The organism is Streptomyces sp. NPDC085866, from assembly GCF_044541035.1.
GTDB lineage: Bacteria > Actinomycetota > Actinomycetes > Streptomycetales > Streptomycetaceae > Streptomyces.
Genome location: NZ_JBITSQ010000012.1, coordinates 233490 through 259532, shown reverse-complemented (window position 1 = coordinate 259532; position 26043 = coordinate 233490). Strand labels below are relative to the sequence as shown.

Annotated in this window: 16 protein-coding genes and 1 pseudogene; 8 read left to right on the top strand and 9 right to left on the bottom strand. The window is 69.7% G+C overall.

All coding sequences use genetic code 11. The features are described 5' to 3' along the window. Window positions 1-9: 9 nt before the first annotated feature. Both ACIF83_RS30150 and pulA read right to left on the bottom strand, forming a co-directional pair. Entirely contained in the window at window positions 10-372 is a 363-nt protein-coding gene (locus ACIF83_RS30150) for a 5-carboxymethyl-2-hydroxymuconate Delta-isomerase (protein WP_393466028.1), read from the bottom strand. A gap of 33 nt (window positions 373-405) precedes the next feature. Continuing rightward, window positions 406-5811 carry a pullulanase-type alpha-1,6-glucosidase gene (gene pulA, locus ACIF83_RS30145; RefSeq protein ID WP_399731573.1) on the bottom strand — a complete coding sequence of 1802 codons (5406 nt, stop codon included), beginning with the start codon at window positions 5809-5811 and terminating at the stop codon, window positions 406-408. Window positions 5812-6012: 201 nt separating this feature from the next. Between pulA and ACIF83_RS30140 the strand changes: the two genes are divergently transcribed. Beyond that, entirely contained in the window at window positions 6013-8082 is a 2070-nt protein-coding gene (locus tag ACIF83_RS30140) for a carbohydrate-binding module family 20 domain-containing protein (RefSeq protein ID WP_399731570.1), read from the top strand. A 10-nt stretch (window positions 8083-8092) separates the two neighbouring features. Here ACIF83_RS30140 and ACIF83_RS30135 read toward each other — a convergent pair whose 3' ends face one another. The 5 genes from ACIF83_RS30135 to ACIF83_RS30115 all read right to left on the bottom strand — a co-directional run bounded on the left by ACIF83_RS30135 (window position 8093) and on the right by ACIF83_RS30115 (window position 14729). Continuing rightward, window positions 8093-9472 (bottom strand): alpha-amylase family protein, encoded by a 1380-nt coding sequence (locus ACIF83_RS30135; RefSeq protein ID WP_393466020.1) that lies wholly within the window; start codon window positions 9470-9472, stop codon window positions 8093-8095. Window positions 9473-9606: 134 nt separating this feature from the next. After that, window positions 9607-11274, bottom strand: a complete 1668-nt coding sequence (locus ACIF83_RS30130; protein WP_393466017.1) for a glycoside hydrolase family 13 protein — start codon at window positions 11272-11274, stop codon at window positions 9607-9609. Window positions 11275-11430: 156 nt separating this feature from the next. Next, window positions 11431-12336: a sugar ABC transporter permease gene (locus tag ACIF83_RS30125; protein ID WP_393466014.1), complete on the bottom strand. Its 906-nt coding sequence runs from the start codon at window positions 12334-12336 to the stop codon at window positions 11431-11433. Between the two features lie 19 nt (window positions 12337-12355). Continuing rightward, window positions 12356-13360 (bottom strand): carbohydrate ABC transporter permease, encoded by a 1005-nt coding sequence (locus ACIF83_RS30120; RefSeq protein WP_393466011.1) that lies wholly within the window; start codon window positions 13358-13360, stop codon window positions 12356-12358. Between the two features lie 97 nt (window positions 13361-13457). Beyond that, window positions 13458-14729 carry an extracellular solute-binding protein gene (locus ACIF83_RS30115; protein WP_399731565.1) on the bottom strand — a complete coding sequence of 424 codons (1272 nt, stop codon included), beginning with the start codon at window positions 14727-14729 and terminating at the stop codon, window positions 13458-13460. Window positions 14730-15165: 436 nt separating this feature from the next. Here ACIF83_RS30115 and ACIF83_RS30110 point away from each other — a divergent pair, with 436 nt between their 5' ends. Next, window positions 15166-16200 (top strand): LacI family DNA-binding transcriptional regulator, encoded by a 1035-nt coding sequence (locus ACIF83_RS30110; protein WP_393466005.1) that lies wholly within the window; start codon window positions 15166-15168, stop codon window positions 16198-16200. Window positions 16201-16268: 68 nt separating this feature from the next. Continuing rightward, on the top strand, window positions 16269-17135 hold the full coding sequence (locus tag ACIF83_RS30105) for a phosphatase PAP2 family protein (RefSeq protein WP_399731561.1): 867 nt from the start codon (window positions 16269-16271) through the stop codon (window positions 17133-17135). Between the two features lie 192 nt (window positions 17136-17327). Here the strand turns inward: ACIF83_RS30105 and ACIF83_RS30100 are convergent, their stop codons facing one another. Beyond that, complete coding sequence (locus ACIF83_RS30100; RefSeq protein ID WP_393466000.1) at window positions 17328-20327, bottom strand: bifunctional [glutamine synthetase] adenylyltransferase/[glutamine synthetase]-adenylyl-L-tyrosine phosphorylase; 3000 nt, start codon at window positions 20325-20327, stop codon at window positions 17328-17330. Window positions 20328-20993: 666 nt separating this feature from the next. Here ACIF83_RS30100 and ACIF83_RS30095 point away from each other — a divergent pair. From ACIF83_RS30095 to ACIF83_RS30075, 5 genes and pseudogenes are all read left to right on the top strand, one after another. Then, window positions 20994-21080 (top strand): annotated as a pseudogene (locus ACIF83_RS30095) (VOC family protein); the annotation flags it as partial. 155 nt (window positions 21081-21235) lie between these two features. Next, window positions 21236-22123, top strand: a complete 888-nt coding sequence (locus tag ACIF83_RS30090; protein ID WP_393465997.1) for an alkaline phosphatase family protein — start codon at window positions 21236-21238, stop codon at window positions 22121-22123. 1 nt (window position 22124) lies between these two features. Then, the gene (locus tag ACIF83_RS30085; RefSeq protein WP_399731557.1) at window positions 22125-23402 is read left to right on the top strand and encodes an MFS transporter; all 1278 of its coding nucleotides are present in this window, start codon (window positions 22125-22127) and stop codon (window positions 23400-23402) included. Next, window positions 23399-24418: a TolB family protein gene (locus ACIF83_RS30080; protein ID WP_399731554.1), complete on the top strand. Its 1020-nt coding sequence runs from the start codon at window positions 23399-23401 to the stop codon at window positions 24416-24418. Before ACIF83_RS30085 ends, ACIF83_RS30080 begins: the two co-directional genes overlap by 4 nt. A 30-nt stretch (window positions 24419-24448) precedes the next feature. After that, a complete protein-coding gene (locus ACIF83_RS30075) occupies window positions 24449-24868 on the top strand; it encodes a VOC family protein (protein WP_393465990.1) in 420 nt (139 codons plus the stop codon). 32 nt (window positions 24869-24900) lie between these two features. On the opposite strand, the gene ACIF83_RS30070 is transcribed toward ACIF83_RS30075, so the two are convergent. Further along, a complete protein-coding gene (locus ACIF83_RS30070; RefSeq protein WP_399731551.1) occupies window positions 24901-25944 on the bottom strand; it encodes an NAD(P)-dependent alcohol dehydrogenase in 1044 nt (347 codons plus the stop codon). Between the last annotated feature and the right edge of the window lie 99 nt (window positions 25945-26043).

Here is a 26043-nt window from a genome sequence, read left to right as displayed (position 1 = left end):
CGAGGACCGCTACCGGTCGAACTTCCGGTACGACGGATCCAGGTCGCGGATCTCGGCGGAGGCGTGCAGGGCGAAGCGCTTGTCCGCCACGTGCCCCCGGAGCAGCTCCAGCACGGTCTCCGTGAGCCTCGCCTTCGTCTCGTCGCTGCGGCCGGCGAGGAGCCCGATGGTCACGTGCACGATGGCGTGCCCGTGCTCCGCCGGGTCCTCGTACCCGTACGCCGTGAGTGCGCTCGGCCGGAACTGCGTCTTGCAGGCCTCCGGCTTCGCCGCCGCGATCTCCACGGTCGCCTCGTGCAGCGCCCGCGCGAAGCCGGCGCGGTCGAAGGCGGCCTCCATCGTGTTCGAGTAGTCGACGGTGATCTGCGGCATGAGCACTCCTGTTCTAGGGCGACGGGGCCGACCCTACTTCGCCGCCCGGGTGAACACCGCCACCGTCCGCGCGGGCACGGTGAACGTGCCCGAGTCGGCCGCGTAGGAGGAGGTCTTCACCACCGCGTCCGTGCCGGCCGCCTGCACCGGGTGCAGCCGGTAGGCCGTCCCGGCGAGGGCGCCGATCCGCTGGTCCTGCTGCTGCGGGGTGGCGTTGAACACCACGACCAGGTCGCCGAGCTGCATGGTGATCACGCCCGGTGCCTCGTCCTTGCCGGACAGCGGGAAGGACAGCCGGTCCTGCACCTGCGCGGCCGTGCCGAGGGAGAACGCCTTCTCCGTCGTACGGATCCTCAGCAGGTCCTGGTAGGCGGCCGAGGAGCCGGTGATCTGCGGGCAGCCCACCTTCACCACGCCGAGCAACGGCTTGGCATAGGTCCACTTGGACTGGTTGTCGGCCGCCATGGGCAGTCCTCGCCCGAAGCCGTTGCCGTCGGCGCAGTTCCAGTGGATGGCATTGAACCAGTCGCCGCTGTCGAAGGAGTTGCGGTCCAGCGACTTCGAGCGCAGCAGGTCGGTGCCCGCCTGGGAGAGGGACGGCCCCTGCGAGAGGGCGGCCGTGGCCATCGCCAGCACCTGCATCCGGGCCCGGTCGGACGCCGAGGTGTCCTGGGGCAGCTTGTAGGTGAGGGCGTCGAACAGCGACTCGTTGTCGTGCGCGTCCACGTAGGCGAGGGCGTCGCCGGGTGCGTCCGCGTATCCGGCGGGCGAGCCGTTGTAGTCGACCTCGGAGCCCTTGACCTCCTTGCCGTCGGTGTCGGTGAAGGCGAAGGACTTCAGGTTGCCGGTCAGACCGACCTTGATCAGGTCCTGGTAGTGCAGCAGCCGGGCCTTCTGCTCGGCCGAAGTGCCGTTCGCCTCCGATCCGTTGGGGTCGGTGTAGAGCCCTGACGCGAATCCCTGGACGCCGGGGTCCGAGTCGAAGGGGCCGCCGCCGCGCACGGCGTCACGGGCGCGGTCGGAGAAGGTGGCGATCCCGGTGCCGGCCATGTTCTGCTGTGTGGCCTGCACGAACCGGGCGTCGTTCGCGACCTCTCCGAAGTTCCAGCCCTCGCCGTACAGGATGATCTTCTTGCCGTCGACGCCGTCCTTCTCGAGGGTCAGCGCGTCGAGGGCCTTGCGCACCGCCAGGATGTTGGCCTTCGGGTGGTGGCCCATGAGGTCGAAGCGGAACCCGTCGACCTTGTACTCCTTGGCCCAGGTGACGATCGAGTCCACGACCAGCTTGCCCATCATCGCGTTCTCGGGCGCGGTGTTGGCGCAGCAGGTGCTGTTGGCCACGCTGCCGTCGGCGAGGAGCCGCTGGTAGTAGCCGGGCACGACCTTGTCCAGGACGGAGGTGTCCGCCTGGCCGCTGGCCGCCGTGTGGTTGTAGACGACGTCCATCACGACCCGGAGGCCGTCGTCGTTGAGCGCCTTGACCATCCTGCGGAACTGGACCGTGCGGGCGGTGCCGTCCGGGTCGGTGGCGTACGAGCCCTCGGGGACCGTGTAGTGGTACGGGTCGTAGCCCCAGTTGTAGGCGTCCTTCGCGGCGATCTTCGCCACGCACTCCTGCTGCTTGTCGGAGTCGGCCGCGTAGGAGGCCAGGTCGCAGTCGGTGGTCGCCTGGTCGGCCTTCTTCTCGGGGATGGTGGCGATGTCGAAGGCGGGCAGCAGGTGCACGTACGAGGTGCCCGACTTCGCCAGCTGCCGCAGGTGCTTGGAGCCGTCGCTGTTCTTGTCGGTGAAGGCCAGATAGCTGCCCTGGTCCTTCGCCGGGACGGTCTTGTCGGCGACCGAGAAGTCCCGGATGTGCAGCTCCTGGATCTGCGCGTCCTTCAGCGGTACGGCCCTGGGCTTGTGCAGACCGGTCCAGCCGCTCGGGGCGAGGGACCTGTCGTTCAGGTCGACGACCAGGCTGCGCCCGGAGTTCGCGGTGAGCGCGACCGAGTACGGGTCGGTGACCTTGTTGGTGACCACCTTGCGGACGCTGGGCGCCCAGACCTTCACGACGTACCGGTAGGACTTGCCCTTCCAGGACGCGGGGCCGGTGACGGACCAGACGCCGGTGGTGGCGTTCCGGTGCATCTTCACGGCCGTGCCGTCGAGGTCGAGGTGGACCGACTGTGCCGTCGGCGCCCACACGGAGAGGGTCGGCCTGCCGTCGTGGAAGACCGGGCCGAGGCTGCTCTTCGTCGCGCCGGAGTACAGGTCGTCCAGCACGCCGGCGATCTGCACCCCGGTCGCGGCCAGCACGGCACCGTTCGCCGCGCGCTGCGAGGCCACGAGCTGTCCGCCGAGCGCGGAGCGGACCCGGTCGCGGTCACGCGGGTCGACGGACCAGGCGGTGTAGTCCTTCAGATGCGGGAACTTCGCCTTCTGCGCATCGGTGAGCGTGGTCTTCGTCAGCCGCAGCCAGCGCTCGTCGTCGCTGGTCAGGGCCCCGTCCTTGACGGCGATGGAACCGTCGTGGGAGTACAGCAGCTGGGTGGAGACAGCGCCGTCGACGCCGTTCCAGGCGACCGTGTTCCGGTCGATCCAGACCGCCTTGGACGTGGTCAGGTCGAGGGCGGCCGCGCTGCCCGCGGGCTGCGGCAGCAGGTACTTCTCCTGGCCGTTCAACAGCCACACCTCGTAGCCGTTGGACTTGAGGTCCAGCGACTGGTCGGCGGGGAGATCCTTGTCGTCGCCCTTGTGGATGATGTAGCTGAGGCTGGTGGCACCCTCGGTGAGCGGTACCTCGAAGACCGCGCCATAGGCATCAGTCTTCACCGGCTTCAGCGGGTTCGACCAGTCGGTGGGGTTCGCGGCACCCGTCCAGACGTGCAGGCCCCAGCCGTCGTAGTCGCCGTCGGCGCGGTGGTAGTGGATGACCGCCTTGGCCTTGTCCTGGGCGGGATAGTCGGGCTTCTGGGTCAGGACGTCGGCCTTGCCCTGCTCGATCCAGACCTCACCCGTCTTGGTGACGTCGATGGACCGGTCGGCGGAGACGTCCTTGTTGCCGTCCTTGTCGATGACCAGGAAGCCGACGTTCGAGGCGCCCGGCTTCAGCTTGACGTAGGCGAAGGCGCCGTAGGCGTCGCGGCCGACGAAGGGGTGGCTGTTCGGCCAGCTGGTCGACTCGCCGTCGGCGAGGTCGCCCCAGGCGTACAGGCCCCAGTTGTCGTAGTCGCCGTCGGTGCGCTTGTAGTGGACGATCGCGTAGTCCCGGGAGGAGGCCGTGGGGACCTCGGGTGCGGCCGGGGTGCCGGTGGTGCTGTTCGCCAGGGCGCTCGCGGTGTGCCCGGCCGAGTCGATCACGACTGCCTTGTAGCGCAGGGCGGTCCCGGCGGGTACGTCCTTGCCGATGGCCTGGGTGACCTTGTAGGGGGCGTGGTCGGCGGAGCCGAGCGTCTTCCACGCGCCGTTGCCGACCTGGGCGGCGAAGACGACCCGGTTGAGCTGACCGCCGTCGACATCGGCGGTGACGTCCACGGTCCCGGTGGCTCCGGTGGCCGGGGCCTTCAGCGTGATCGTCGGCTTGGCTGCGGGCGCGGCGAGGGTACCGGTGGCCTTGAGGACCACGGCGGAACCGGCCGGGACGGTGACGGAAAGCTTGCGGTCGGCGTCGGACTTCACCGCGTCGGAGGTCCCGTAGACGCCCCGGTACGCCATGTCCGCCGAGCCGGTGGAGAAGCTCGCGGACTTCTCGCTGTCGGCGTTGTTGAACGCGACGACGTACTCGGCACCGGACTTCGCGTCCGTACGGGTGAAGGCGTAGACGCCGGCCCCGTCGGCCGCGTACCGCTCGGTCTGGACACCGTCGGTCAGCGCCGGGTTGTTCTTCCGGAGCTTCGAGAGGGCGGCGATCTCCTTGTAGAGCGGCGCCTTCGCGTCGTACGCGTCGCTGGCGTGGGTGCGGTCGGTGCCGATCTCGTCGTCGTCCAGGTAGTCGGCGACCTTGGAGGCGAACATCGTCTGGCGGGCGTCCTTGTCGCCGCCGGAGCCGGTGAAGCCCTGCTCGTCGCCGTAGTAGACGACCGGGTTGCCGCGGCTGAGGAACATCAGCTCGTTGGCGAGCCTGTCCTTGCGCAGGATCTCGGCGTCACCGGCCTTCGGGTTGTCCTGCTTCAGGAAGTACCCGATGCGGCCCATGTCGTGGTTGCCGAGGAAGGTGACCTGCTCGTACGCGTTGGCCTTGTCGGTCGTGTACTTGTAGTCGTCACCGAAGACGCCGGCCAGCCGCTGCGCGCTGCCGCCCTGGGAGGCGTAGGAGCGGGCCGCGTCCTGGAAGGGGAAGTCGAGGGTGGCGTCCAGCCGGCCCTGGGTGACGTACGGAGACGTGATGGACGTGTCCGCCGAGTACACCTCGCCGAACATGAAGAAGTTCTTCCGCCCCTGCGCGGCCGCGTACTTGTCGAGCGCGGTGGCCCACTGGGTCCAGAACTCCATGTCCACGTGCTTCACGGTGTCGATCCGGAAGCCGTCGACGCCGAAGTTCTTCACCCAGCGCTCGTAGATCTTCTCCATGCCGTGGACGACCTCGGGACGCTCGGTCCACAGGTCGTCCAGGCCGGAGAAGTCCCCGTAGGTGGTGGACTCGCCGGCGTACGTCGAGTCGCCCCGGTTGTGGTACATCGTCGGGTCGTTGAGCCAGGCCGGGACCTTGCTCTTGGCGGTCACCTTCGGTGTGCGCGGGAAGGAGTCCGCGTCGACGGCCGGGAACTTCCTGTTGCCGGCTGCGTAGTCGGCGTCGTCGAAGGGCCGCCCGTCCTTGGTCAGGTACGGGAAGGCGCCCTTGGAGAGGTAGTCGTACGACTTCTCCTGGTAGTCCACGACGTCGGCGGTGTGGTTGGTGATGACGTCGAAGAAGACCTTCATGCCCTTGGCGTGCGCCTTGGAGATGAGGGTCTGGAGGTCCTTGTTCGTCCCGAAGTGCGGATCGACCTGGGTGAAGTCGGTGATCCAGTAGCCGTGGTAGCCGGCGGAGGCGTTGCTGCCCGTGCCCTGCACCGGGCGGTTCTTGAAGATCGGCGCCATCCAGATGGCGGTGGTGCCGAGGCCCTTGATGTAGTCGAGCCGCTTGGTCAGGCCTTTGAGGTCGCCGCCCTGGTAGAAGCCCTTGTCGGTGGGGTCGTAGCCGGTGCTGAGGCGTGAACCGGTCAGCCCGCCCCGGTCATTGGACCTGTCCCCGTTGGCGAAACGGTCCGGCATGACGAAGTAGAACTGCTCGCGGGTGTCGTCGTGCCGGGCGGGCTGAGCCGCGAGTCTGGTGTCCGAAGGGGGCGGGGGCGGGCTGTCCGCGTGGGCCGCGAGCGGCGTCACGAGGGCTGCGGCGAGCGCGGCGACAGCGACGGCCGCGACCCGTCTGACGTGGGCGGTTCGGCGCGTCGGGGGCGCCGGCCATCTCGGTATCACAGGCGGGAACTCCTTGCGATTGCGGCTCTCTTGGGTCCGACCCCGCGCGACCGTACCGCCGCCGAAAGGTTTACAGCAAGACCCTTGAAATTCATAGCAAGAAGTTTCAGCGTCAACCTTGACGCCCTCTTCTCAACTGCCGCACTCTCACGGGTTGTTGAACTCTGTCCCCTTCCCTCGAAGTTCGTTTCGGAGCCGCACATGAGCAGACACCATCCCCCGGGTGTCCTCCGCCGCGCCGCGACCGCCGCGGCCGCAGGCGCCCTCGCACTGGCGGGAGCCGTGGCCCTGCCCGGGACTCCCGCACGGGCGGACACCACCGCCAAGGGCGACGTCATCGCCAACCTGTGGGAGTGGAACTGGGACTCCGTCGCCTCGGAGTGCACGCACGTCCTGGGCCCCGCCGGGTACGGCGCGGTGCAGGTCGCCCCGCCCGCCGAGTCCCTGAAGCAGACCAACTACTACTGGTGGGACGTCTACCAGCCGTACTCCTACAACCTGAACAGCCGCTTCGGTTCTGCGGCGAAGTTCGCGTCGATGGTGACCGCCTGCCACCAGGCCGGCGTCAAGGTCTACACGGACGCGGTGATCAACCACACCGCCGCGCAGACCGGCACCGGCTACAACGGCACGACGGTCACCACCGAGTACGACACCCCCGACTGGGACCGCGCCGACTACCACGACTCGACGTCGTGCCCCACCTCCGACCTGACGATCCAGGACTACTCGAACCTCACCCAGGTCCAGAACTGCGAACTGCTCGGCCTGCCCGACCTGAAGACCGGCTCGGACACGGTCCGCGCGGGCATCGCGAACTTCCTCAACAGCCAGCTCGCCCTGGGCGTCGACGGCTTCCGGGTGGACGCGGCCAAGCACATCCCCGAGGCCGACCTGGCGGCCATCGAGTCCAAGCTGACGAACACCACGTCGGGCTCGGCACCGTACGTCTTCCAGGAGATCTACCCGGGCTCGACCCCCCAGCCCTCGGACTACTACGCCTCCGGTGACGTTCTCGACTTCACCTACGCGAGCAGGCTGAAGTCCGCGTTCCAGGGCAACGTGAGCGATCTGGAGTCGCTGTCCTCCTCCGGCATCCTGCCCGCCGCCGACTCGGTGTCCTTCGTGACGAACCACGACACCGAGCGCAACGGCCTGCACCTGTCCTACAAGGACGGCGACACCTACAAGCTCGCCAACCTCTTCCAGCTCGCCTACAAGTGGTCGACGCCGACCGTGTACGCCGGCTGGGAATGGACCCAGAGCGACCAGGCCCCGCCGAACGCGTCGGGCTTCGTGACCGACACGGACTGCGCGAACGGCTGGTACTGCCTGGACCGCGACACGGCGATCGTCGGCATGGTGGCCTGGCACAACGCCGTGGACACGGCCGCCGTCTCCCACTGGCAGACCAAGTCGTCGTCCGTGATCGGCTTCGGCCGCGGCGGCGCCGGCTTCTTCGCGCTGAACAACGGCTCGTCGTCGGCGACGTACACCTTCGCGACGGGCATGGCGGACGGCACGTACAGCAACGTCGTCGACGGCGGCGCGACGAAGGTCACCGTCTCCGGCGGCAGCGCGTCGATCACCGTCCCGGCGAAGGGCGCGGTCGCCTTCTACAACGCGTCCTACACCTGCACGGTGGGCTGCGACGACACGGGCGGCGGCGGTTCGACGTCGACGGTGAGCGCGACCTTCGACGAGTACGCCTCGACCACGTCCGGCACCGGCGTCTACGTCGTCGGCTCGATCTCGGCGCTCGGCAGCTGGGACACCTCGAAGGCGATCCAGCTGTCGTCCTCCGGCTACCCGGTCTGGTCGGGCGAGGTCAGCGTGCCGATCGACACCTCCTTCACCTACAAGTACATAAAGAAGGACAGCTCGGGCAACGTCACCTGGGAGTCGAACGCCAACCGGTCGGCGACCACCGCGACCTCGGCGATCACCCTGAACAACTCCTGGAACGTGGCGGACGCGGACGCCACCGACGTCACTTTCAACGAGACCGCGACGACCGACTGGGGCACCGACGTCTACGTCGTCGGCTCCCTCCCCTCTCTCGGCTCCTGGAGCACGAGCGACGCGATCCCGCTGTCCTCGGCGTCCTACCCGACCTGGAGCAAGCTGGTCATCGTCCCCAGGAGCACGTCCTTCGCGTACAAGTACGTGAAGAAGGACGGCTCCGGGAACGTGATCTGGGAGTCCGGGACGAACCGCTCGTACACGACGGGCAGTTCGTCCGGCTACACCACCAGCGACACCTGGAAGTAGTGCCCCGGGCTCAGCAGCTCGACTTGCCGGCGTAGATCGCCAGCGCCGTGTTCGAGCCCAAGGTGGCGGTGAACTGCCCCGCGGAGTTCACCGCCACCGTCGTGTTGTTCTGGACGTTGCAGTAGGTGCCCGCGGGCAGCGAGGTCTGGTACGTGCGGGTCAGGGACGAGGACTCGTGGTTGATCGCCACATAGCCCTTGCTGCCCCGGCCGAAGGCGATCGCGTTGTTGCCGTTGTCCCACCAGTTGGAGACGGCCTGGCCGCGGGTCGCGTTGCGGAAGGCGACCATGCGGATGATCTCCGGCCAGGCGTGCTGGCACTTCCAGCCGTCCTGCCAGCAGGCGTTGACCGTGCCGCCGTTGGGCGGGCCCGCGTCCACGTCGGACCACTCGTAGCCGGAGTTGATGTCCGGGGCGCCGTAGGGGTAGGCCAGCATGAAGACGTTGGCCAGGGTGTAGTTGGCGCCGTCCTTGTAGTTGAGGGTGGAGCCGTTGCGTTCCGTGTCGTGGTTGTCGACGAAGACGCCCGCCACCGAGCTGCTCAGATAGCCCCAGCCCTCGCCGTAGTTGGTCAGATACGCGAGCTTCTCGTTGTTGAAGACGCGCTTGAGGTCGTAGGCGTAGCGGAACTCCTGGACGTCTCCGTTGCCGGTGTACTCGGACGGCTGGACGGCCTCGTTCGCACCGTAGATGACCTCCTGCTTCCAGTAGACGGAGGGGTTGGTCAGACGGCTCTTGATGTTGGCCAGGTCGTCCGCCGGGATGTGCTTGGCGGCGTCGATCCGGAAGCCGTCGACCCCCAGCGTGAGCAGGTCGTTCATGTAGCCCGCGATCGTCTTGCGGACGTACTCCTCGCCCGTGTCCAGGTCGGCCAGGCCGACCAGTTCGCAGTGCTGGACGTTCCAGCGGTCCTGGTAGTTGGTGACCTGGGAGGTGCAGTCGTCGAAGTCGTAGGAGGAGTACAGGCCCGGGTAGTCGTACTTCGTGTACGACGAGCCGCCGGTGCCGGTGCCCGAGCCCGCCGCCATGTGGTTGACGACCGTGTCGACCACGACCTTCACGCCGGCCGCGTGGCACGTGTTCACCATGCTCTGGAAGGCGGTGCGGTCACCGAGGCGGCCCGCGATCTTGTACGACACCGGCTGGTACGACGTCCACCACTGCGAGCCCTGTATGTGCTCGGCGGGCGGGGAGACCTGGACGTATCCGTAGCCGGCGGGGCCGAGGGTGTTGGTGCACTCGCGGGCGACCGAGGAGTACTTCCACTCGAAGAGGACCGCGGTGACGTCCTTGGTGCCGGGCGGGGAGGCGTACGCGGCGGTGCCGGGGGCGAGGAACGCCGCCGCCGCGGTGAGGGCGAGGGCACCCGAAACGATTCTGCTGCTGGCCATGTGGGGGTTCCTTCTTCGTTGAAGGGCCTTGCTGAAATCTTTCAGAAACCTTGCGGTGGCCAGATGTTAAAGGCCCGCCACCCAAAAGGGCAGCGGGCCGTAAGAAGTTGACGGAAGAAGTTATCGAGCGGTGATCACGCCGTCGTCCACCACACGGTCGTGTCGGCGGGCAGCTTCGCCTCGCCGTCGGCCTCGGTCACCTCACCGCTGGCGAGCAGGACACGGCCGCGGGACGGGATCGTCACGGACTCACCGGTGGTGTTCGCGACACACACGAACTCGCCCCGGCGGAAGGCCAGGACGCCCTCCGGCGCGCGCAGCCACTCGACCGCCTCGCCCGCACCCAGGTCGGGCTGCGACCGGCGGATGCTCAGCGCCGAGCGGTACAGCTCCAGCGTCGAACCGGGGACACCCGACTGCGCCTCGACGCTCAGCTCGGCCCAGGCCGACGGCTGGGGCAGCCAGCTGCCGCCGCTGCCGAAGCCGTACGAGGAGCCCTCACGGGTCCACGGGATCGGCACCCGGCAGCCGTCACGGAAGCCGTCCTGGCCGGCGCCGCGGAAGAACGCCGGGTCCTGGCGCACCTCGTCGGGCAGGTCCACGACGTCCGGGAGGCCCAGCTCCTCGCCCTGGTAGACGTACGCCGAGCCGGGCAGGGCCAGCATGAGGAGGGTCGCCGCGCGGGCCCGGCGCAGGCCCAGCTCGCGGTCGCCCGCCGTGCGGATCTGGGTGCCGAGACCCGGGGGGTTGGCGAAGCGCGTCGCGTGCCGGGTGACGTCGTGGTTGGACAGGACCCAGGTGGCGGGGGCGCCGACCGGGCGCATCGCCTCCAGGGTGCGGTCGATGACCGTCCGCAGTTGCTCCGCCTCCCACTCCGTGCCCAGGTACTGGAAGTTGAAGGCCTGGTGCAGCTCGTCCGGGCGGACGTAGTTCGCGGTGCGCTCGACGGTCGGGGTCCAGGCCTCGGCCACGAAGATGCGCTCGCCGGCGTACTCGTCGAGGACCACGCGCCACTGGCGGTAGATGGCGTGCACGCCGTCCTGGTCGAAGAACGGCATGACATCGTTGCCCAGCAGCTTGAGCTGGTCGTGGGAACCCAGGTCCGGGAGGCCGTCGGCCTTCACCAGTCCGTGGGCGACGTCGATGCGGAAGCCGTCCACGCCCATGTCCAGCCAGAAGCGCAGGATGGAGCGGAACTCGTCGCCGACCGCCGGGTGCTCCCAGTTGAAGTCGGGCTGCTCGGGGGCGAAGAGGTGGAGGTACCACTCCCCGTCCTCGACCCGGGTCCAGGCCGGACCGCCGAAGATCGACTCCCAGTCGTTCGGCGGGAGTTCGCCGTTCTCGCCCTTCCCGGGGCGGAAGTGGTAGCGCTCACGCAGCGGCGAGCCGGGGCCCTCGGCGAGGGCGCGCTTGAACCACTCGTGCTGGTCCGAGGAGTGGTTCGGGACCAGGTCGACGATGACACGCAGGTCCAGCTCGTGGGCGTCGCGGATCAGCGCGTCGGCGTCGAGCAGGTTGCCGAACATGGGGTCGACGGCGCGGTAGTCGGCGACGTCGTAGCCGGCGTCGGCCTGCGGGGAGGCGTAGAAGGGGCTGAGCCACACGGCGTCCACGCCGAGGTCACGCAGGTACGGGAGTCGGGAGCGCACGCCTTCCAGGTCGCCCATGCCGTCGCCGTTGCTGTCGGCGAAGCTGCGCGGATAGACCTGGTAGATCACCGCGTCCCGCCACCAGTCGCGGTGCTTGGCGACGGTGGCGACGGCGGAGTCGTCGGCCGGGGCTGCAGAGTGCTGCTGGCTCATGGCGTCCTTGATGCTTAAGAGAGTTCGGGTCATGGCGTGGGTACGGCGACAGGGGCCAGGGGGTGTGCGAGGCGGCCGCGGTGTCAGCGGGGTCGGATGGACACCGCGGCCGCCTACCCGCGCGGACAGGCGCGCGGGAGCCGGTACGGAAGAGCCTCAGCCCTTGGTGCCGCCTGCGGTGAGGCCGGTGACGAGGTTCTTCTGCACGAGGTAGAAGAACACGGACACGGGTATCGCGATCAGTACCGCGGTGGCAGCCATGTAGTTCCACTGCGCGTCGTGCTCGCTGACGAAGGTCTGCAGACCGACGGCGAAGGTGTACTTCGAGTCGTCGAGCATGAAGGTGGTCGCGAAGGCCACCTCGCCGACGGCGGTGATGAAGTTGTAGAAGGCGGCGACGGCCAGCCCGGGGCGGGCCAGCGGCAGGATCAGCCGGAAGAAGGTGCCGAAGGGGCTCAGCCCGTCCACGCGTCCGGCCTCGTCGATCTCGAAGGGGATGGTGTCGAAGTACCCCTTGAGCAGCCACGCACTGTAGGGCACGGCGGTGGTGCAGTTGATGACGATGAGCGACCAGTAGGTGTCGATGAGCCCGAGTTCGCTGAAGATCTCGTACATCGGCACGATCAGGATGGCGATCGGGAAGGCCTGCGTGAGCAGCAGCACCCACATCAGCGACTTGTAGCCGGGGAAGCGCATGCGGGAGACCGCGTAGCCGGTGGTCGCGGCGACGAAGACACCGATCAGGGTGGTGCCGCAGGCCACGATCATCGTCGACTTGAACCAGTCGAAGAAGGCGGTGTGCTCCAGCACGAAGCTGTAGTTGGAGAAGGAGACCTTGCCGGCGATCCTGCCGGGGTGCAGGTAGTCGTCCTTGTCCGGGCCGAGGGACAGGAAGAACAGCCAGGCCACCGGGGCCAGTGCGATGAGGCTCGCGACGGCGAGGCCGCCGTGCAGGAGGGCGACACCGAGCGGGCTGCGCTCGCCGCGCCGGCGGGTGCGGCGCGCGGGCTGCGGGGCGGGGGCCGGCTCGGCCTGCGTCTTCTCGAGGGTCGTGGTGCTCATGGCGGCGGCTCCTGCGGCGTCAGACGGCGAGCTGGTCATTGCGCTTCAGCCAGCGGAAGTAGAAGGAGGTGAAGACGGTCAGGATCGACAGCAGCAGTACGCCGTACGCGGCGGACTGGGCGAAGTCGCGCGGCTGCTGTCCGAAGCCCAGGAAGTAGGACCAGGTCACGAGGATCTGTGCGTCGGGCGCGCCGGTGGGGCCGAACAGCAGGAAGATGATCGCGAACTGGTTGAAGGTCCAGATGATGCCGAGCAGCACCACGGTGGAGCTGACCGAGCGCAGGCCGGGCAGGGTGACGTGCCGGAACTGCTGCCAGGCGCTGGCGCCGTCCATCTCCGCGGCCTCGTAGAGCGTGGAGTCGATGGACTGCAGGCCGCCGAGCAGCGAGAGCATCATGAACGGCACACCGCACCAGGTGTTGACCATGATCGCGGCGAACCGCTGCCAGAAGGTGTCTTCCAGCCACTGCGGCTGGGGCAGGTGGAGGGCGTCGAGGAACTGGTTGAGCACGCCGGAGTCGGCGAGCATGATCCGCCAGGAGAAGACGGTGACGAAGGTCGGCACGGCCCAGGGCAGGACCAGCATCAGCCGGTAGAACGTGCGGCCGCGCAGCTTCTGGTTGAGCATGAGCGCGAGGCCGAGGCCGATCGTGTAGTGCAGGAACACACAGGCCGCCGTCCAGAAGACGGTCCACAGGAAGTGCGACCAGAAGCGGTCGTACGAGGTCGGGCCGAACAGGATGTCCTTGTAGTTGTCCAGGCCGATGAACTTGTAGGTGGCGGCGATGTGGTTGACGCCGATCGTGCGCGCCGAGTTGAGGCTGTTGGCGTCGGTGAAGGTCAGATAGACGCCCCGCACCAGGGGGTAGCCCACGATGACACCGAGCACGATGACCACGGGGGCGATCATCGCGTAGGCGTACCAGTATTTCTGGTAGCCGTTCCTGATGCGCTGCCCCAGCCCGGGCCGAGGCGCGCGGTCACCGCGGCGCTTGCCGGTCGCGCGGTCGATGGCGACTGTCATGGTTCGACACCTTCTGATGGTTCAGGGGTTGGGCTGGGTACAGGCCGGTGGCCGCCGGATCCTTCCCCCCTCGGGAGAATCCGGCGGCCACACGGGCTCACTTGCTGAAGTCGGGCACCAGCTTGGCGATCGCCAGCTCGACGTTGCTCAGACCCTTGTCCAGCGACTCCTTGCCACCGGCGATCTTGGGCAGCTCGGTGTCCAGCGGACCCCACAGCGAGCTGTACTCGGGCAGCGCCGGGCGGGGCTGGGCGGCGGCGAGGACGCCCTGGTAGCCGGCGATGCCGGGGTCGGCCTTGACCTGGGCGGTGTAGGCGTCCGAGCGGGTGGGCAGCGTGGAGTTCTTCAGGGCGATGGTCTCCTGGGACTTCGCCGAGGTCATGAACTGCACGAGCTTCAGCGCCGCGGCCTGGTGGGCCTTGTCGGAGCCGGCGTAGACCGAGAGGTTGTGGCCGCCGGTCGGGGCGCCCGCCTTGCCGGCGGAGCCGGCCGGGACGGTGGCGATGCCCAGGTTGGACTTGTCCGTGAAGGCCTTGCCCTTGTAGAAGTTCGTGATCTCCCAGGGACCCTGGACGATCGCGGCGACCTTGCCGTTGACGAACGCGTCCTGGATGTGGGCGTACGCGTCGGCGGTGGTGTCGGCCTTGTGCAGACCCTTGCCCGAGAACAGGCTCAGCCAGGTGCCGTAGGCCTTCTTGGCGGCGGCCGAGTTCACGGTGATCTTCTTGGCGGCGGCGTCGACGGTGTCGGTGCCCTCGCCGTAGAGGAAGGACTGGGCGTAGTAGGCCTGGGTGGAGCCCCAGTAGCCGTCGACGCCGGTCTTGCCCTTGACCTTGGCGGCGTCGCTCTTCAGCTCGTCCCAGGTCTTGGGGGCCTCGGTGATGCCGGCCTTCTTGAACAGGGCCTTGTTGTAGACCAGGGCGAGGGTGTCGGTGACCAGCGGCACGCCGTAGGTCTTGCCCTCGTACTGGGCCTGCTTCATCAGGTTCGGCTGGAACTTGCTCTGCTCGGCCAGGGCCACGGTGCCGTCCAGCGGCAGGAAGTAGCTCTTCTTGGCGAAGGCGGGGGTCCAGCCCACCTCGGAACGCAGGACGTCCGGTGCACCCTTGGAGCTGGCGGCCGTGTCGAACTTGTTCTGCGCCTGGTCGAAGGGGACGTCGACGTACTTGACCTTGATCTTCGGATTGGCCTTCTCGAAGTCCGCGACCAGTGCCTTGTACGTGGGCGCCTCGTTCGTGGCGTTGGAGGTGTCCCACCAGGTGATGGTGACCGGGCCGTCCGACTTGCTGTCGCTGTCGCTCCCGCCGCACGCCGTCGCCGCCAGGGCGAGGGACGCCACCAGCGCGGAGGCCGCTATGCCACGCCGCATGAGTTCTCCTTGAGGGTGAAAGCCCGAGTGGTGCAGGGAGCGGTCCCGTCCGCCGTCCCTGCGACTTGCCGACTGCGCCGTTGCGGCGGCCGGGCGACTGGAACGTAACAGCGATGTAAGCGTTGCGAAAGACCTTGCAGAAAAAAAGTGCAAGAGAACACGGGGGTTACCTCGCCGTGACCTGCGCGGAACCTCTTCGCGACCGCGAGCGCCGCCGCTCAGCGGGTTGACGGACACCTGTGCAAGACTCTGCAAGGCCTTGCCATCCGTTTCCGGCACCGGGATCATTCCCTTGCGAAGCGGACACCGGCGGTACGAAAAGCCAGAAGGACGAGGGAGCGCGATGACGCAGCAACCCACAGCGGGCCGTGGGACCGTTCGCGCACGGCGCCCGGTCGGTGTCCAAGGGCAGTCGCGACCGGTACAGTCCGGTGTCGTGACCACACGGCTTGCCGACATCGCAGCGCAGGCGGGGGTGAGCGAGGCGACGGTCAGCCGGGTCCTGAACGGGAAGCCGGGCGTCGCCGCCACCACTCGCCAGTCCGTGCTCGCCGCGCTGGACGTCCTCGGCTACGAGCGACCCGTCCGGCTGCGACAGCGCAGCGAGGGCCTGGTGGGCCTGATCACCCCCGAGCTGGAGAACCCGATATTCCCCGCCCTCGCGCAGGTCATCGGCCAGGCGCTGACCCGGCAGGGCTACACCCCGGTGCTCGCCACCCAGACCCCGGGCGGGTCGACGGAGGACGAGCTGACCGAGATGCTCGTGGACCGCGGGGTGGCGGGGATCATCTACATCTCCGGACTGCACTCCGACACCACCGCCGACATGGAGCGCTACGACAGGCTGCGCGCGCAGGGCGTGCCGTACGTGCTGGTGGACGGGTTCTCGCCGAAGGTGCAGGCGCCGTTCATCTCCCCCGACGACCGGGCCGCGATGACGCTGGCGGTGACACACCTGGCGTCGCTGGGCCACACCCGGATCGGCCTCGCGCTCGGCCCGAAGCGGTTCGTGCCGGTGCAGCGTAAGATCGAGGGCTTCGTGCGGGCGATGCAGGACCAGTTGGGACTGAGCGCCGAGACGGTCCAGACCGAGCTGATCCAGCACTCGCTGTACACACTGGAGGGCGGCCAGGCGGCCGCGACCGCGCTGATCGAGCGCAACTGCACGGCGGTGGTGTGTGCGAGCGACATGATGGCGCTCGGGGCCATAAGGGCCGCCCGGCAGCTGGGCCTGGAAGTGCCCAGGGACGTGTCCGTGGTGGGCTTCGACGACTCCCCGCTGATCGCCTTCACCGACCCGCCGCTGACCACGGTCCGCAAGCCGGTCCCGGCGATGGGCCAGGCCGCGGTGCGCACGCTCCTGGAGGAGATCGGCGGGACGCCCGCGCCGCACAGCGAGTTCGTGTTCATGCCTGAGCTGGTGGTGCGGGGTTCGACCGCTTCGGCGCCGAATGTCCTCCGTATGTCGTAGAACGTGCGGGGTGGACCCAACCTTGGGATGATCTGGCGAGGAAGCCTTTTCTGGCAGACTCTGTGCCTATGAGTGACTCGACCGTGACAGAATCGGAAGGTCGCGAGGAGGTGGCCGTTCCGCAGGCCGTCACGGGCGAGGACAGACAGGGTCTACGGCACCGGCTGCGCCGCCCGCGCAGGCCCCGGTTGTGGTTCGAGATCCTGCTCATCGCGGTGAGTTACTGGACTTACTCCCTGGTCCGCAACGCGGTCCCGGAGCAGAAGGCCCAGGCGCTGCGCAACGCCGACTGGGTCTGGCGCCAGGAGCACCGGCTGGGTGTCGCCGTCGAGGAGTCGGTCAACCACACCGTGAACTCGGCGGATTGGCTGATCATCGGCATGAACTACTACTACGCCACACTGCACTTCGTGATCACGCTCGGTGTTCTGGTGTGGCTGTACCACTGGCATCCGGGCCGCTACGCGGCGACCCGGCTGGCCCTGTTCGCGACCACGGGTGTGGCGCTCGTCGGCTACTACCTGTTCCCGCTGGCCCCGCCCCGGCTGATGAACGGCGGCCGCTTCGTGGACACCGTGATGGTGCACCACACCTGGGGCTCGATGGCCTCGGGCGACCTGAAACACATGTCGAACCAGTACGCGGCGATGCCGTCCATGCACATCGGCTGGTCGCTGTGGTGCGGGCTGACGATCTTCGCGCTGGCGTCCGTGCCGTGGGTACGGGTGCTTGGCCTGCTCTATCCGGCGACCACACTGCTGGTGATCGTTGCCACGGCCAACCACTTCTGGCTGGACGCGGTGGGCGGCGTCCTCTGCCTGGCCTTCGGTTTCACCGTGGCCCGGCTCTGGTACGGCAGTCTGCCCTACTCCCTGCCGAGGCTGGTGCCGGCCCCGGCCCCGGCCGCCGCGCCGGCCGAGGTCCCGTCCGCTTAGAGGGCCCAGCTCCGTCCGCGTGCAGGGCCCAGCTCCCGTCCGCGTGCAGGGCCCAGCTCCCGTCCGGTGGAAGGCTCGGCTCCCGTCCGCGTGCAAGGCCCAGCTCCCGTCCGGTGGAAGGCTCGGCTCCCGTCCGCGAGGGGGCCCAGCTCCCGTCCGCGTGCAAGGCCCAGCTCCCGTCCGGTGAAAGGCTCAGCTTCCGTCCGCGTAGAACAAATCCTTCACGACCGCGCGCGCCCTTCGGGTCGTACGGCGGTAGGCGTCCAGCATGTCCCCGGCGTGCCCGGCGCCGTAGCCGAGAGCGCGGCCGACCGCGGCCAGCTCGCGGGGTTCGGTCGGGAAGGTGTCCCCGGCCCGGCCGCGGACCAGCATGACCGCATTGCGCACCCGGGTGGCCAGCACCCAGGCCTCGTCCAGCACGGCCGCGTCCTCGGCGGCGATCAGCCCCGCCGCGTGGGCGTGGGCCAGGGCCTCGCGGGTACGGGTGGTGCGCAGACCGGGCTCGTGCCAGCCGTGGCGCATCTGGATCAGCTGGACGGTCCACTCGACGTCGGACAGGCCGCCGGGACCGAGCTTGGTGTGCAGCCTGGGGTCGGCGCCGCGCGGCAGGCGCTCGGCCTCCATTCGGGCCTTCAGCCGGCGGATCTCGCGGACCGCGTCCTCGCCCAGCCCCCGCTCCGGGTAGCGCAGCGGGTCGATCAGCTCGGTGAAGCGGCGGCCCAGGTCCTCGTCGCCCGCGACCGGCTCGGCCCGCAGCAGCGCCTGCGACTCCCAGACCAGGGACCAGCGGCGGTAGTAGGCCTCGTACGACTTCAGGGTGCGCACCAGCGGCCCCGACTTGCCCTCGGGGCGCAGGTCGGCGTCGATGAGCAGCGGCGGGTCGGCGCTGGGCAGCTGCAGCAGGCGGCGCATCTCGGCGACGACCTTGTTCGCGGCCTCCGCGGCCTCCCGCTCGTCCACGCCGTCCTGCGGCTCGTGCACGAACAGCACGTCGGCGTCGGAGCCGTAGCCCAGCTCGTGGCCGCCGAAACGGCCCATCCCGATGATCGCGAACCGGGTCGGCAGGGTGTCGCCCCAGCCGTCGTGGACCACCGCGCGCAGGGTGCCCGCGAGGGTGGCCGCGGTCAGGTCGGAGACGGCGGCGCCGACCCGGTCCACCAGGGCGCCCTGGTCGGCCTCGACCGGGCTGGTCTCGGTGCCGTACGAGGAGACGATGTCCCCGGCGGCCGTACGGAACAGCTCACGGCGGCGGACCCCGCGGGCCGCGGTGACCCCCTGCTGGGCGTTCTCGGCGCGGCCCACGGCGGCGAGGATCTCCTGCTCCAGCGGGGCGCGCCCGCGCGGATCCAGACCGCCGCCGTCGCCGTCGCCCAGCAGGGCCACCGCCTCCGGGGCGCGCATGAGCAGGTCGGGGGCGAGGCGGCCCGCCGACAGGACGCGGGCCAGGTTCTCGGCGGCCGCGCCCTCGTCCCTGAGCAGCCTGAGGTACCAGGGGGTCTTGCCGAGCGCGTCGGAGACCTTGCGGAAGTTGAGCAGACCCGCGTCCGGGTCGGCGGAGTCGGCGAACCAGCCGAGGAGCACGGGCAGCAGGGTGCGCTGGATGGCCGCCTTGCGGGTCACGCCGGAGGCCAGGGCCTCCAGGTGGCGCAGGGCCGCGGCCGGGTCGGCGTAGCCCAGGGCGACCAGGCGCTCGCGGGCCGCCTCCGCGCTCAGCCTGGCCTCGCCGGGGGCGAGTTGGGCCACGGCGTCGAGCAGCGGGCGGTAGAAGAGCTTCTCGTGCAGACGGCGTACGACACCGGTGTGCCGCTTCCACTCGCGCTGCAGCTCGGCCACCGGGTCGGTGCGCAGGCCCAGGGAGCGGCCGAGGCGGCGCAGGTCGTCCTCCGCCTCGGGGACTAGGTGGGTGCGGCGCAGCCGGTAGAGCTGGATGCGGTGCTCCATGGAGCGCAGGAAGCGGTAGGCCTCGTCGAGGCGGGCGGCGTCCTCACGGCCCACGTAGCCGCCGGCGCCGAGCGCCTGGAGTGCGTCGAGGGTGGTGCCGCTGCGCAGGGAGGAGTCGGTGCGGCCGTGCACCAGCTGGAGAAGCTGGACGGCGAACTCGACGTCCCTCAGGCCGCCCGGGCCGAGTTTCAGCTCACGTTCGACCTCCGCGGCGGGGATGTTCTCCACCACCCTGCGGCGCATCTTCTGTACGTCGGCCACGAAGTTCTCGCGCTCGGCCGCCTTCCAGACGAGGGGTTCGAGCGCGTCGACGTACGCCTGGCCCAGGGAGGCGTCCCCGGCTACCGGGCGGGCCTTGAGCAGGGCCTGGAACTCCCAGGTCTTGGCCCAGCGTTGGTAGTAGGCGAGGTGGCTGCTGAGGGTGCGGACGAGAGGGCCGTTGCGGCCCTCGGGGCGCAGGTTGGCGTCCACCGGCCAGATCGAGCCCTCGACGGTCGTCTCGGAACAGATCCGCATCATGTGCGAGGCCAGCTTGGTCGCGGACTTGAGCGCCTTGCCCTCGTCTGCGCCTTCGGCTGCCTCGGCCACGAAGATCACGTCCACGTCCGAGACATAGTTCAGCTCGTGGCCGCCGCACTTGCCCATCGCGATCACCGCGAGGCGGCAGACCGCGGCGTCCCCGGGGGCGGCGGCCACAGCCATGGCCAACGCCGTGCGGAGAGTGGCTGTGGCCAGGTCGGCCAGTTCGGCGGCGGTCTCGTGGAGGTCCGTGGTTCCGCACACGTCACGTGCCGCTATCGACAGCAGGCAGCGGCGGTAGGCCACGCGCAGGGAGATGGGGTCGACAGCCTCGGCCAGGCCGCGCTCGAACTCCTCCACGCCGGGGTGCAGGTCCCGGGGCTCGTAGGTGACCAGGGCCTGCCAGTCGCTCGGGTGGCGGGCGAGGTGGTCCGCGAGGGCGGCGGAGGCGCCGAGGACTCCCAGGAGGCGGTCACGGAGGGGCTTGGCCGCTATCAGGGTGTCCAGCAGTTCACGGCGGGCGGTGGGGGCGGGCTGGGACTCCAGAAGGCGGACCAGGCCGTGCAGGGCGAGGTCGGGGTCGGCGGTGGCGCCCAGGGCCTCCAGGAGGAAGGGGTCGTCGCGGAGGGGGGCCAGCTCGCCGCTCTCCAGGAGGCGCTCGGCCGCGGAGGGATCCGTGAAGCCGTGCCGCAGCAGTCGCGTGAAGGTACTGCTCCTGCGCCCCGGCGTCATGCGTGGCCTCCCCTGGATCTCGGTCGTCCTGGCCAGAGCCTAACCGGAGAGGGCGCCTGCGGCGCTTGGGCAGCTTTGTTGTGCGGGTACGTGGTGGGTTGCGCTCTTCGCCTGCGGCGGCCTGCGCAAGTGCGCGGGTGCGCTGCAGCTTGCGCCCTGCGCCTGCGGCGGCCCGTTCAGGTACGTGGTGGGTTGCGCTCTGCGGCGGCCCGCGCTGGTGCGTTGCGCTCTTCGCCTGCGGCAGCCCGCGCGGGTACGTGGCGCGGCTTGCGCAATCGCGCCTGCGGCAGCCCGTTCAGGTACGTGGTGGGTTGCACCCTGCGCCTGCGGCGGCCCGCGCGGGTGCGCTGCAGCTTGCGCCCTGCGCCTGCGGCGGCCCGTTCAGGTACGTGGTGCGTTGCGCTCTTCGCCTGCGGCAGCCCCTGAGGGTGCTTCGTGGCTTGGGTCGCGCTCGCTGTGGTGGGTGGGTCGGGGCCGCGCCGGGTGGTGCCCGTCCTCGGTCCGGCGGGCTGTGGGGTGAGTCGTCACCGAGTTCTCGCCGGCCGCTGCGGGCGGACACCACCCGGCACGACCCCTTCCCGCCGTGCACGGGTGCGGCGTCGTGGAGCCCCCGGTACGGCCGGACGGGTGGCCGCAGGTTCCCGGTTTCGGTGGTGGCGGGCACCGATTTCGGCCCCGGTGATCCTGCTGCCCGTGTCCGATGTGGACCGGGCCGAGGAGTTCCACCGGGACAAGGTCGGCTTTCACGTCGATGAGCCGCTGCATCAGGCGCTCGCCGGACCGGCCCACCGGGAGCAGTAGTTCACGTGGTCTTCATCCTTCGGGTTGAGTGACGCGGGGCGGGGGAATATTGGCGTGTGCATGCCCTGTCCGCACCGCCAACCCCGCCCCTCTCCCCGGAGGTTGATGTGTCCGGCAGTTCCGTGTACCGCCGTGCCCGCACCGTTGTGGCGTCCGCTGCGGCCTTCGCCGCGGCCGCGTTCGGCGTGTGGACCGGGCTCGGTGGTGAGACCGCGCACGCCGCGGGCGCCGTCCCCAACCCGGACCACGTGGTCGTCGTGGTCTTCGAGAACCACGCCTACAGCCAGGTGATCGGCTCCTCCAACGCCCCGTACATCAACTCGCTCAAGTCCGGCGGCGCCAACCTGACCCAGTCGTACGCCATCACCCACCCGAGCCAGCCGAACTACTTCGCGCTGTTCTCCGGCTCCACACAGGGGATCACGGACGACAGCTGCTACACCCCGGGCTTCTCCTCGGCGGCGAACCTGGCCTCCGAGCAGATCGCCGCCGGCCGCAGCTGGGCCGGCTACAACGAGACGCTGCCCAGCCAGGGTTCGACCACGTGCAGCAGCGGCAAGTACGCGCGCAAGCACAACCCGTGGTTCGGCTTCAGCAACGTGCCGACGTCGAGCGCCAAGACCTTCGCGCAGTTCCCGACCGACTACTCGACGCTGCCTCAGATGTCGTTCGTGGTCCCCAACCTGTGCAGCGACATGCACGACTGCTCGGTGTCGACCGGTGACACCTGGCTGCAGAACAACCTGGGCGCGTACGCGACCTGGGCCAAGACCCACAACAGCCTGCTCGTCGTCACCTTCGACGAGGACAACCGGCTCAGCGGCAACCGCATCCCGACGGTGCTGTACGGCCAGCCTGTGGCGGCGGGGTCCTCCTCGTCCACCACCTACAACCACTACGACATGCTGCGCACCCTGGAGGACACGCAGGGCCTGACGACCCACGCGGGCAACGCGGCCTCCGCCCGGGACATCACCGGTATCTGGGCGCCCTGACGTGTACGTGGCGGACAGCCGCGCCGACGCTCCCGGTGCGCCGACGTCCGCGGACGGTGCCGTCCGGCCCTCCGCCGGGCGGCGCCGCGCCGTGGTCGCCCCCACGGTCCTCGCCCTCGGCACCGTCAGTCTCGTCACCGACGTGTCCTCCGAGATGGTCACCGCGGTGCTCCCGCTGTACCTGGTGACGGGGCTGGGTCTCTCTCCGCTGGGTTTCGGCCTGCTCGACGGCGTCTACAACGGCTTCTCGGCGCTCGTGCGGCTCGCGGGCGGGCATCTCGCCGACCGCGGGGGCGGGCGGCACAAGTGGGTGGCCGGGTTCGGCTATGGCATCTCGGCGCTGTGCAAGCCGTTGTTGCTGGTGGCGCACTCGCTCACCCCCATCGGGCTGATTCTGGCCGCCGACCGTACCGGCAAGGGACTGCGTACGGCCCCGCGTGACGCGCTGATCTCGCTCTCCAGCACACCGGAGACCCGGGGCCGCGCCTTCGGCGTGCATCGGGCGATGGACACCGCGGGCGCCCTGCTCGGGCCGCTGGTGGCGTTCCTGATCCTGCGGGCCACGGTCGACGGCTACGACGCGGTGTTCACGGTCAGCTTCTGCGTGGCCGTGTTCGGGGTGCTGGTGCTGGTGCTGTTCGTGCCGGGTGGCCGTCGGGAGGGTGACGCCGCCGGGGACGACACGCGGCCCACCTTGCGCGCCGCCGTGGGTCTGCTCCGCCGGCGCGACCTGCGTCGGATCTCCGTCTGCGCCCTGCTGCTGGGGCTGGCCACGGTCAGCGACTCCTTCGTCTATCTGCTGCTGCAGCGTCGGCTGGGTGTCCCCGACCGCTGGTTCGCGCTGCTGCCGCTCGGCACGGCGGCCGCGTTCCTGCTGCTGGCGATCCCGCTCGGCCGGCTCGCCGACCGGGTGGGCCGGTGGACCGTCTTCCTGGCCGGTCACGGAGCCCTGCTCGTCGCCTACACGCTGCTGCTCACCTCCTGGCACGGCACGGCCCTGCCGTACCTCGTCCTGGCCCTGCACGGCGGCTTCTACGCGGCCACCGACGGGGTGCTGATGGCGGCGGCCTCGGAGGGCGTGCCGGAGGCGCTGCGCTCGTCCGGCCTGGCCGTCGTGCAGACCGGGCAGGCGCTGGCCCGGTTCGCCTGCTCGCTGCTGTTCGGCGCCGCCTGGACGGTGTGGGGCGACCGGGCCGCTCTGGTGGGTGCGGTGGTGGCCCTGGCCGGGTGTGCGGCGTTCTCCCTCACCCTGCGCCCGAAAGGCACCGTCACCGCATGACCGTACGCGCCCGCATCCTGATCCTGCTCTCGGCCGTCGTCGCGCTGGCGGCGGTCGCAGTGGCGTCCGTCCTGCACGCGTCGGCGCGCTCGGACCGCCGCGACCAGACGCAGGCGGGCGGCCCGGAGGTCACGTCGAGCACGGTGTCCCTGACCGGGCACGGCCGCATGGTGTTCCGCAACATGGCGTGGGGACCGCACCGCGACGAGCTGACGACGGTCCCGGCCTCGGACCCGGCCGGGCCGCGCACCGCCTCGGGCGTCAAGTGCCTGCGTTTCTACGCCGCCTCGGGCACCGGAGTGTGCCTGCAGGCGGTGCACGGCCCGGTCTCGGACACCTACCGCGCCCTGATCCTGGACGACCGTCTCCGCACCCGGGACCACTACGACGTCCCGGGTATCCCGTCCCGGGCCCGGGTCTCCCCCACCGGGCACTTCGCCGCCTGGACGGCGTTCGTGGGCGGTGACTCGTACGCCGGTACGAACTTCTCCACGCGCACGGCGATCGTGGACACCCGCACGGGCGAGCTGATCCCGTCCCTGGAGACCTTCCGGATCGTCAAGGACGGGCACCCGTACCGTGCGGCGGACACCAACTTCTGGGGCGTGACGTTCGCCGCGGACGACCGCACGTTCTACGCGACGCTGGCGACCGAGGGCAGCACCTATCTGGTCCGGGGCGACCTGCGCACGCGCACGGTCACCACCCTGCACGCGAACGTCGAGTGTCCGTCCCTCTCCCCCGACGGCACCCGCGTCGCGTACAAGAAGCGGGTCAAGGGCCTGTCCAAGGACGCCCCTTGGCGCCTGTACGCCCTCGACCTGCACACGATGCGCGAGACTCCCCTCGCCGAGCCGCGCAGCGTGGACGACCAGGCGGTCTGGAAGGACGCCCGCACGATCGTCTACGCCCTGCCCGGGGACTACGGCGCGGACCTGTACGAGGTCCCGGCGGACGGCTCGGGGCAGCCGCGGCGGATCAGCAAGGCGGCGGTGTCGCCCGCGTATCTGCGCTGAGCGGGGCGGCGGGCGGGTCACAGTGGGGACATGAACGACACGAACCTTCTGACCCGGGGCCGGGTGGCCACGCGGCTGCCCGCCCAGGACCTGGACCGGGCCCGCCGCTTCTACTCCGAGGTGCTCGGCCTGGAGCCCGTCGACGAACGCCCGGGCGGGCTGCTGTACCGGTGCGGGGGCACGGACTTCGTCGTGTTCCGGTCGGCCGGAGCCCCGCCCGGCACCTTCACGCAGATGGCCTGGGAGGTCGAGGACATCGAGGCTGTCGTCTCGGAGCTGCGGCGACGCGGGGTGGTCTTCGAGGAGGTCGACCAACCCGGCTTCCACACCCGGGACGGCATCGCCGAGATCGACGGGAACTACCCGAGCAAGGGCGCCCGGGGCGAGCGTGGCGCCTGGTTCCGGGACAGTGAGGGCAACCTGCTGGGCATCGGTCAGCCGGTCCGCTGACGAGGCACCCGGAACCCTCGCGCGGGCGCCGGTCAGGTGAGCGTCGAGGTGTCGATGACGAAGCGGTAGCGCACGTCCGAGGCGAGCATCCGCTCGAACGCTTCGTTGATCTTCGCGGCCGGGACGATCTCGATCTCGGCGCCGATGCCGTGTTCGCCGCAGAAGTCGAGCATCTCCTGGGTCTCGCGGATGCCGCCGATGAGTGAACCGGCGCAGATGTGGCCGTGCATGACGAGGGAGAACACGTTCAGCGAGAGCGCTTCGGGGGGAGCACCGACGTTGATGAGGGCTCCGCCCGGCTTGAGCAGCCCGAGGTAGGAGTCCAGGTCGACTCTCGCGCTGACCGTGTTGACGATGAGGTCGAAGGCGCCGGCGAGCTGCTCGAAGGTGGCCGGGTCGCTGGTGGCGAAGTACTCGCGTGCGCCGAGGCGCAGGCCGTCGTCCATCTTCTTCAGCGACTGGGACAGGACGGTGACCTCCGCACCCAGGGCGTGGGCGGTCTTGACCGCCAGGTGACCGAGTCCGCCGAGCCCGACGACCGCGACCTTCTTGCCGGGGCCCGCGCCCCAGCGTCGCAGCGGGGAGTACGTGGTGATGCCCGCGCACAGCAGTGGAGCGGCCTCGTCCAGGGCGAGAGTGCCGGGGAGACGGAGCACGAAGTCGTCGTTGACGACGACGTGCGTGGAGTAGCCGCCCTGTGTGAGGGTGCCGTCCTCGTCGACGGAGCCGTACGTGAGGGTGTTGCCGTTCAGACAGTACTGCTCCTCGCCCCTCAGACAGGGTTCGCACGCCCGGCAGGAGTTGACCATGCAGCCGACGCCGACTCGGTCGCCCGGAGCGTACGCGGTGACCTCGGAGCCGACCTCGGCGACGACGCCGGCTATCTCGTGGCCGGGGACCATGGGATAGGACGCCGGGCCCCACTCGCTGCGGACGTTGTGGATGTCCGAGTGGCAGATACCGACGTACCTGATCTCTATCAGGACGTCGTGCGCACCCAGGTCCCGTCGCTCGACGGTCGTGGGCGTGAGCGGTTCGGTCGCGGACGTCGCGGCGTAGGCGGGAACGGTGAGCACGTGTCCCTCCCGTATGTCGGGGGTGCGTGGTACGCAACGGCGGAACATATCCACCCTGCGCCACAACCTGGGCCGGAGCCACCTCAGCGGGATGGCGGC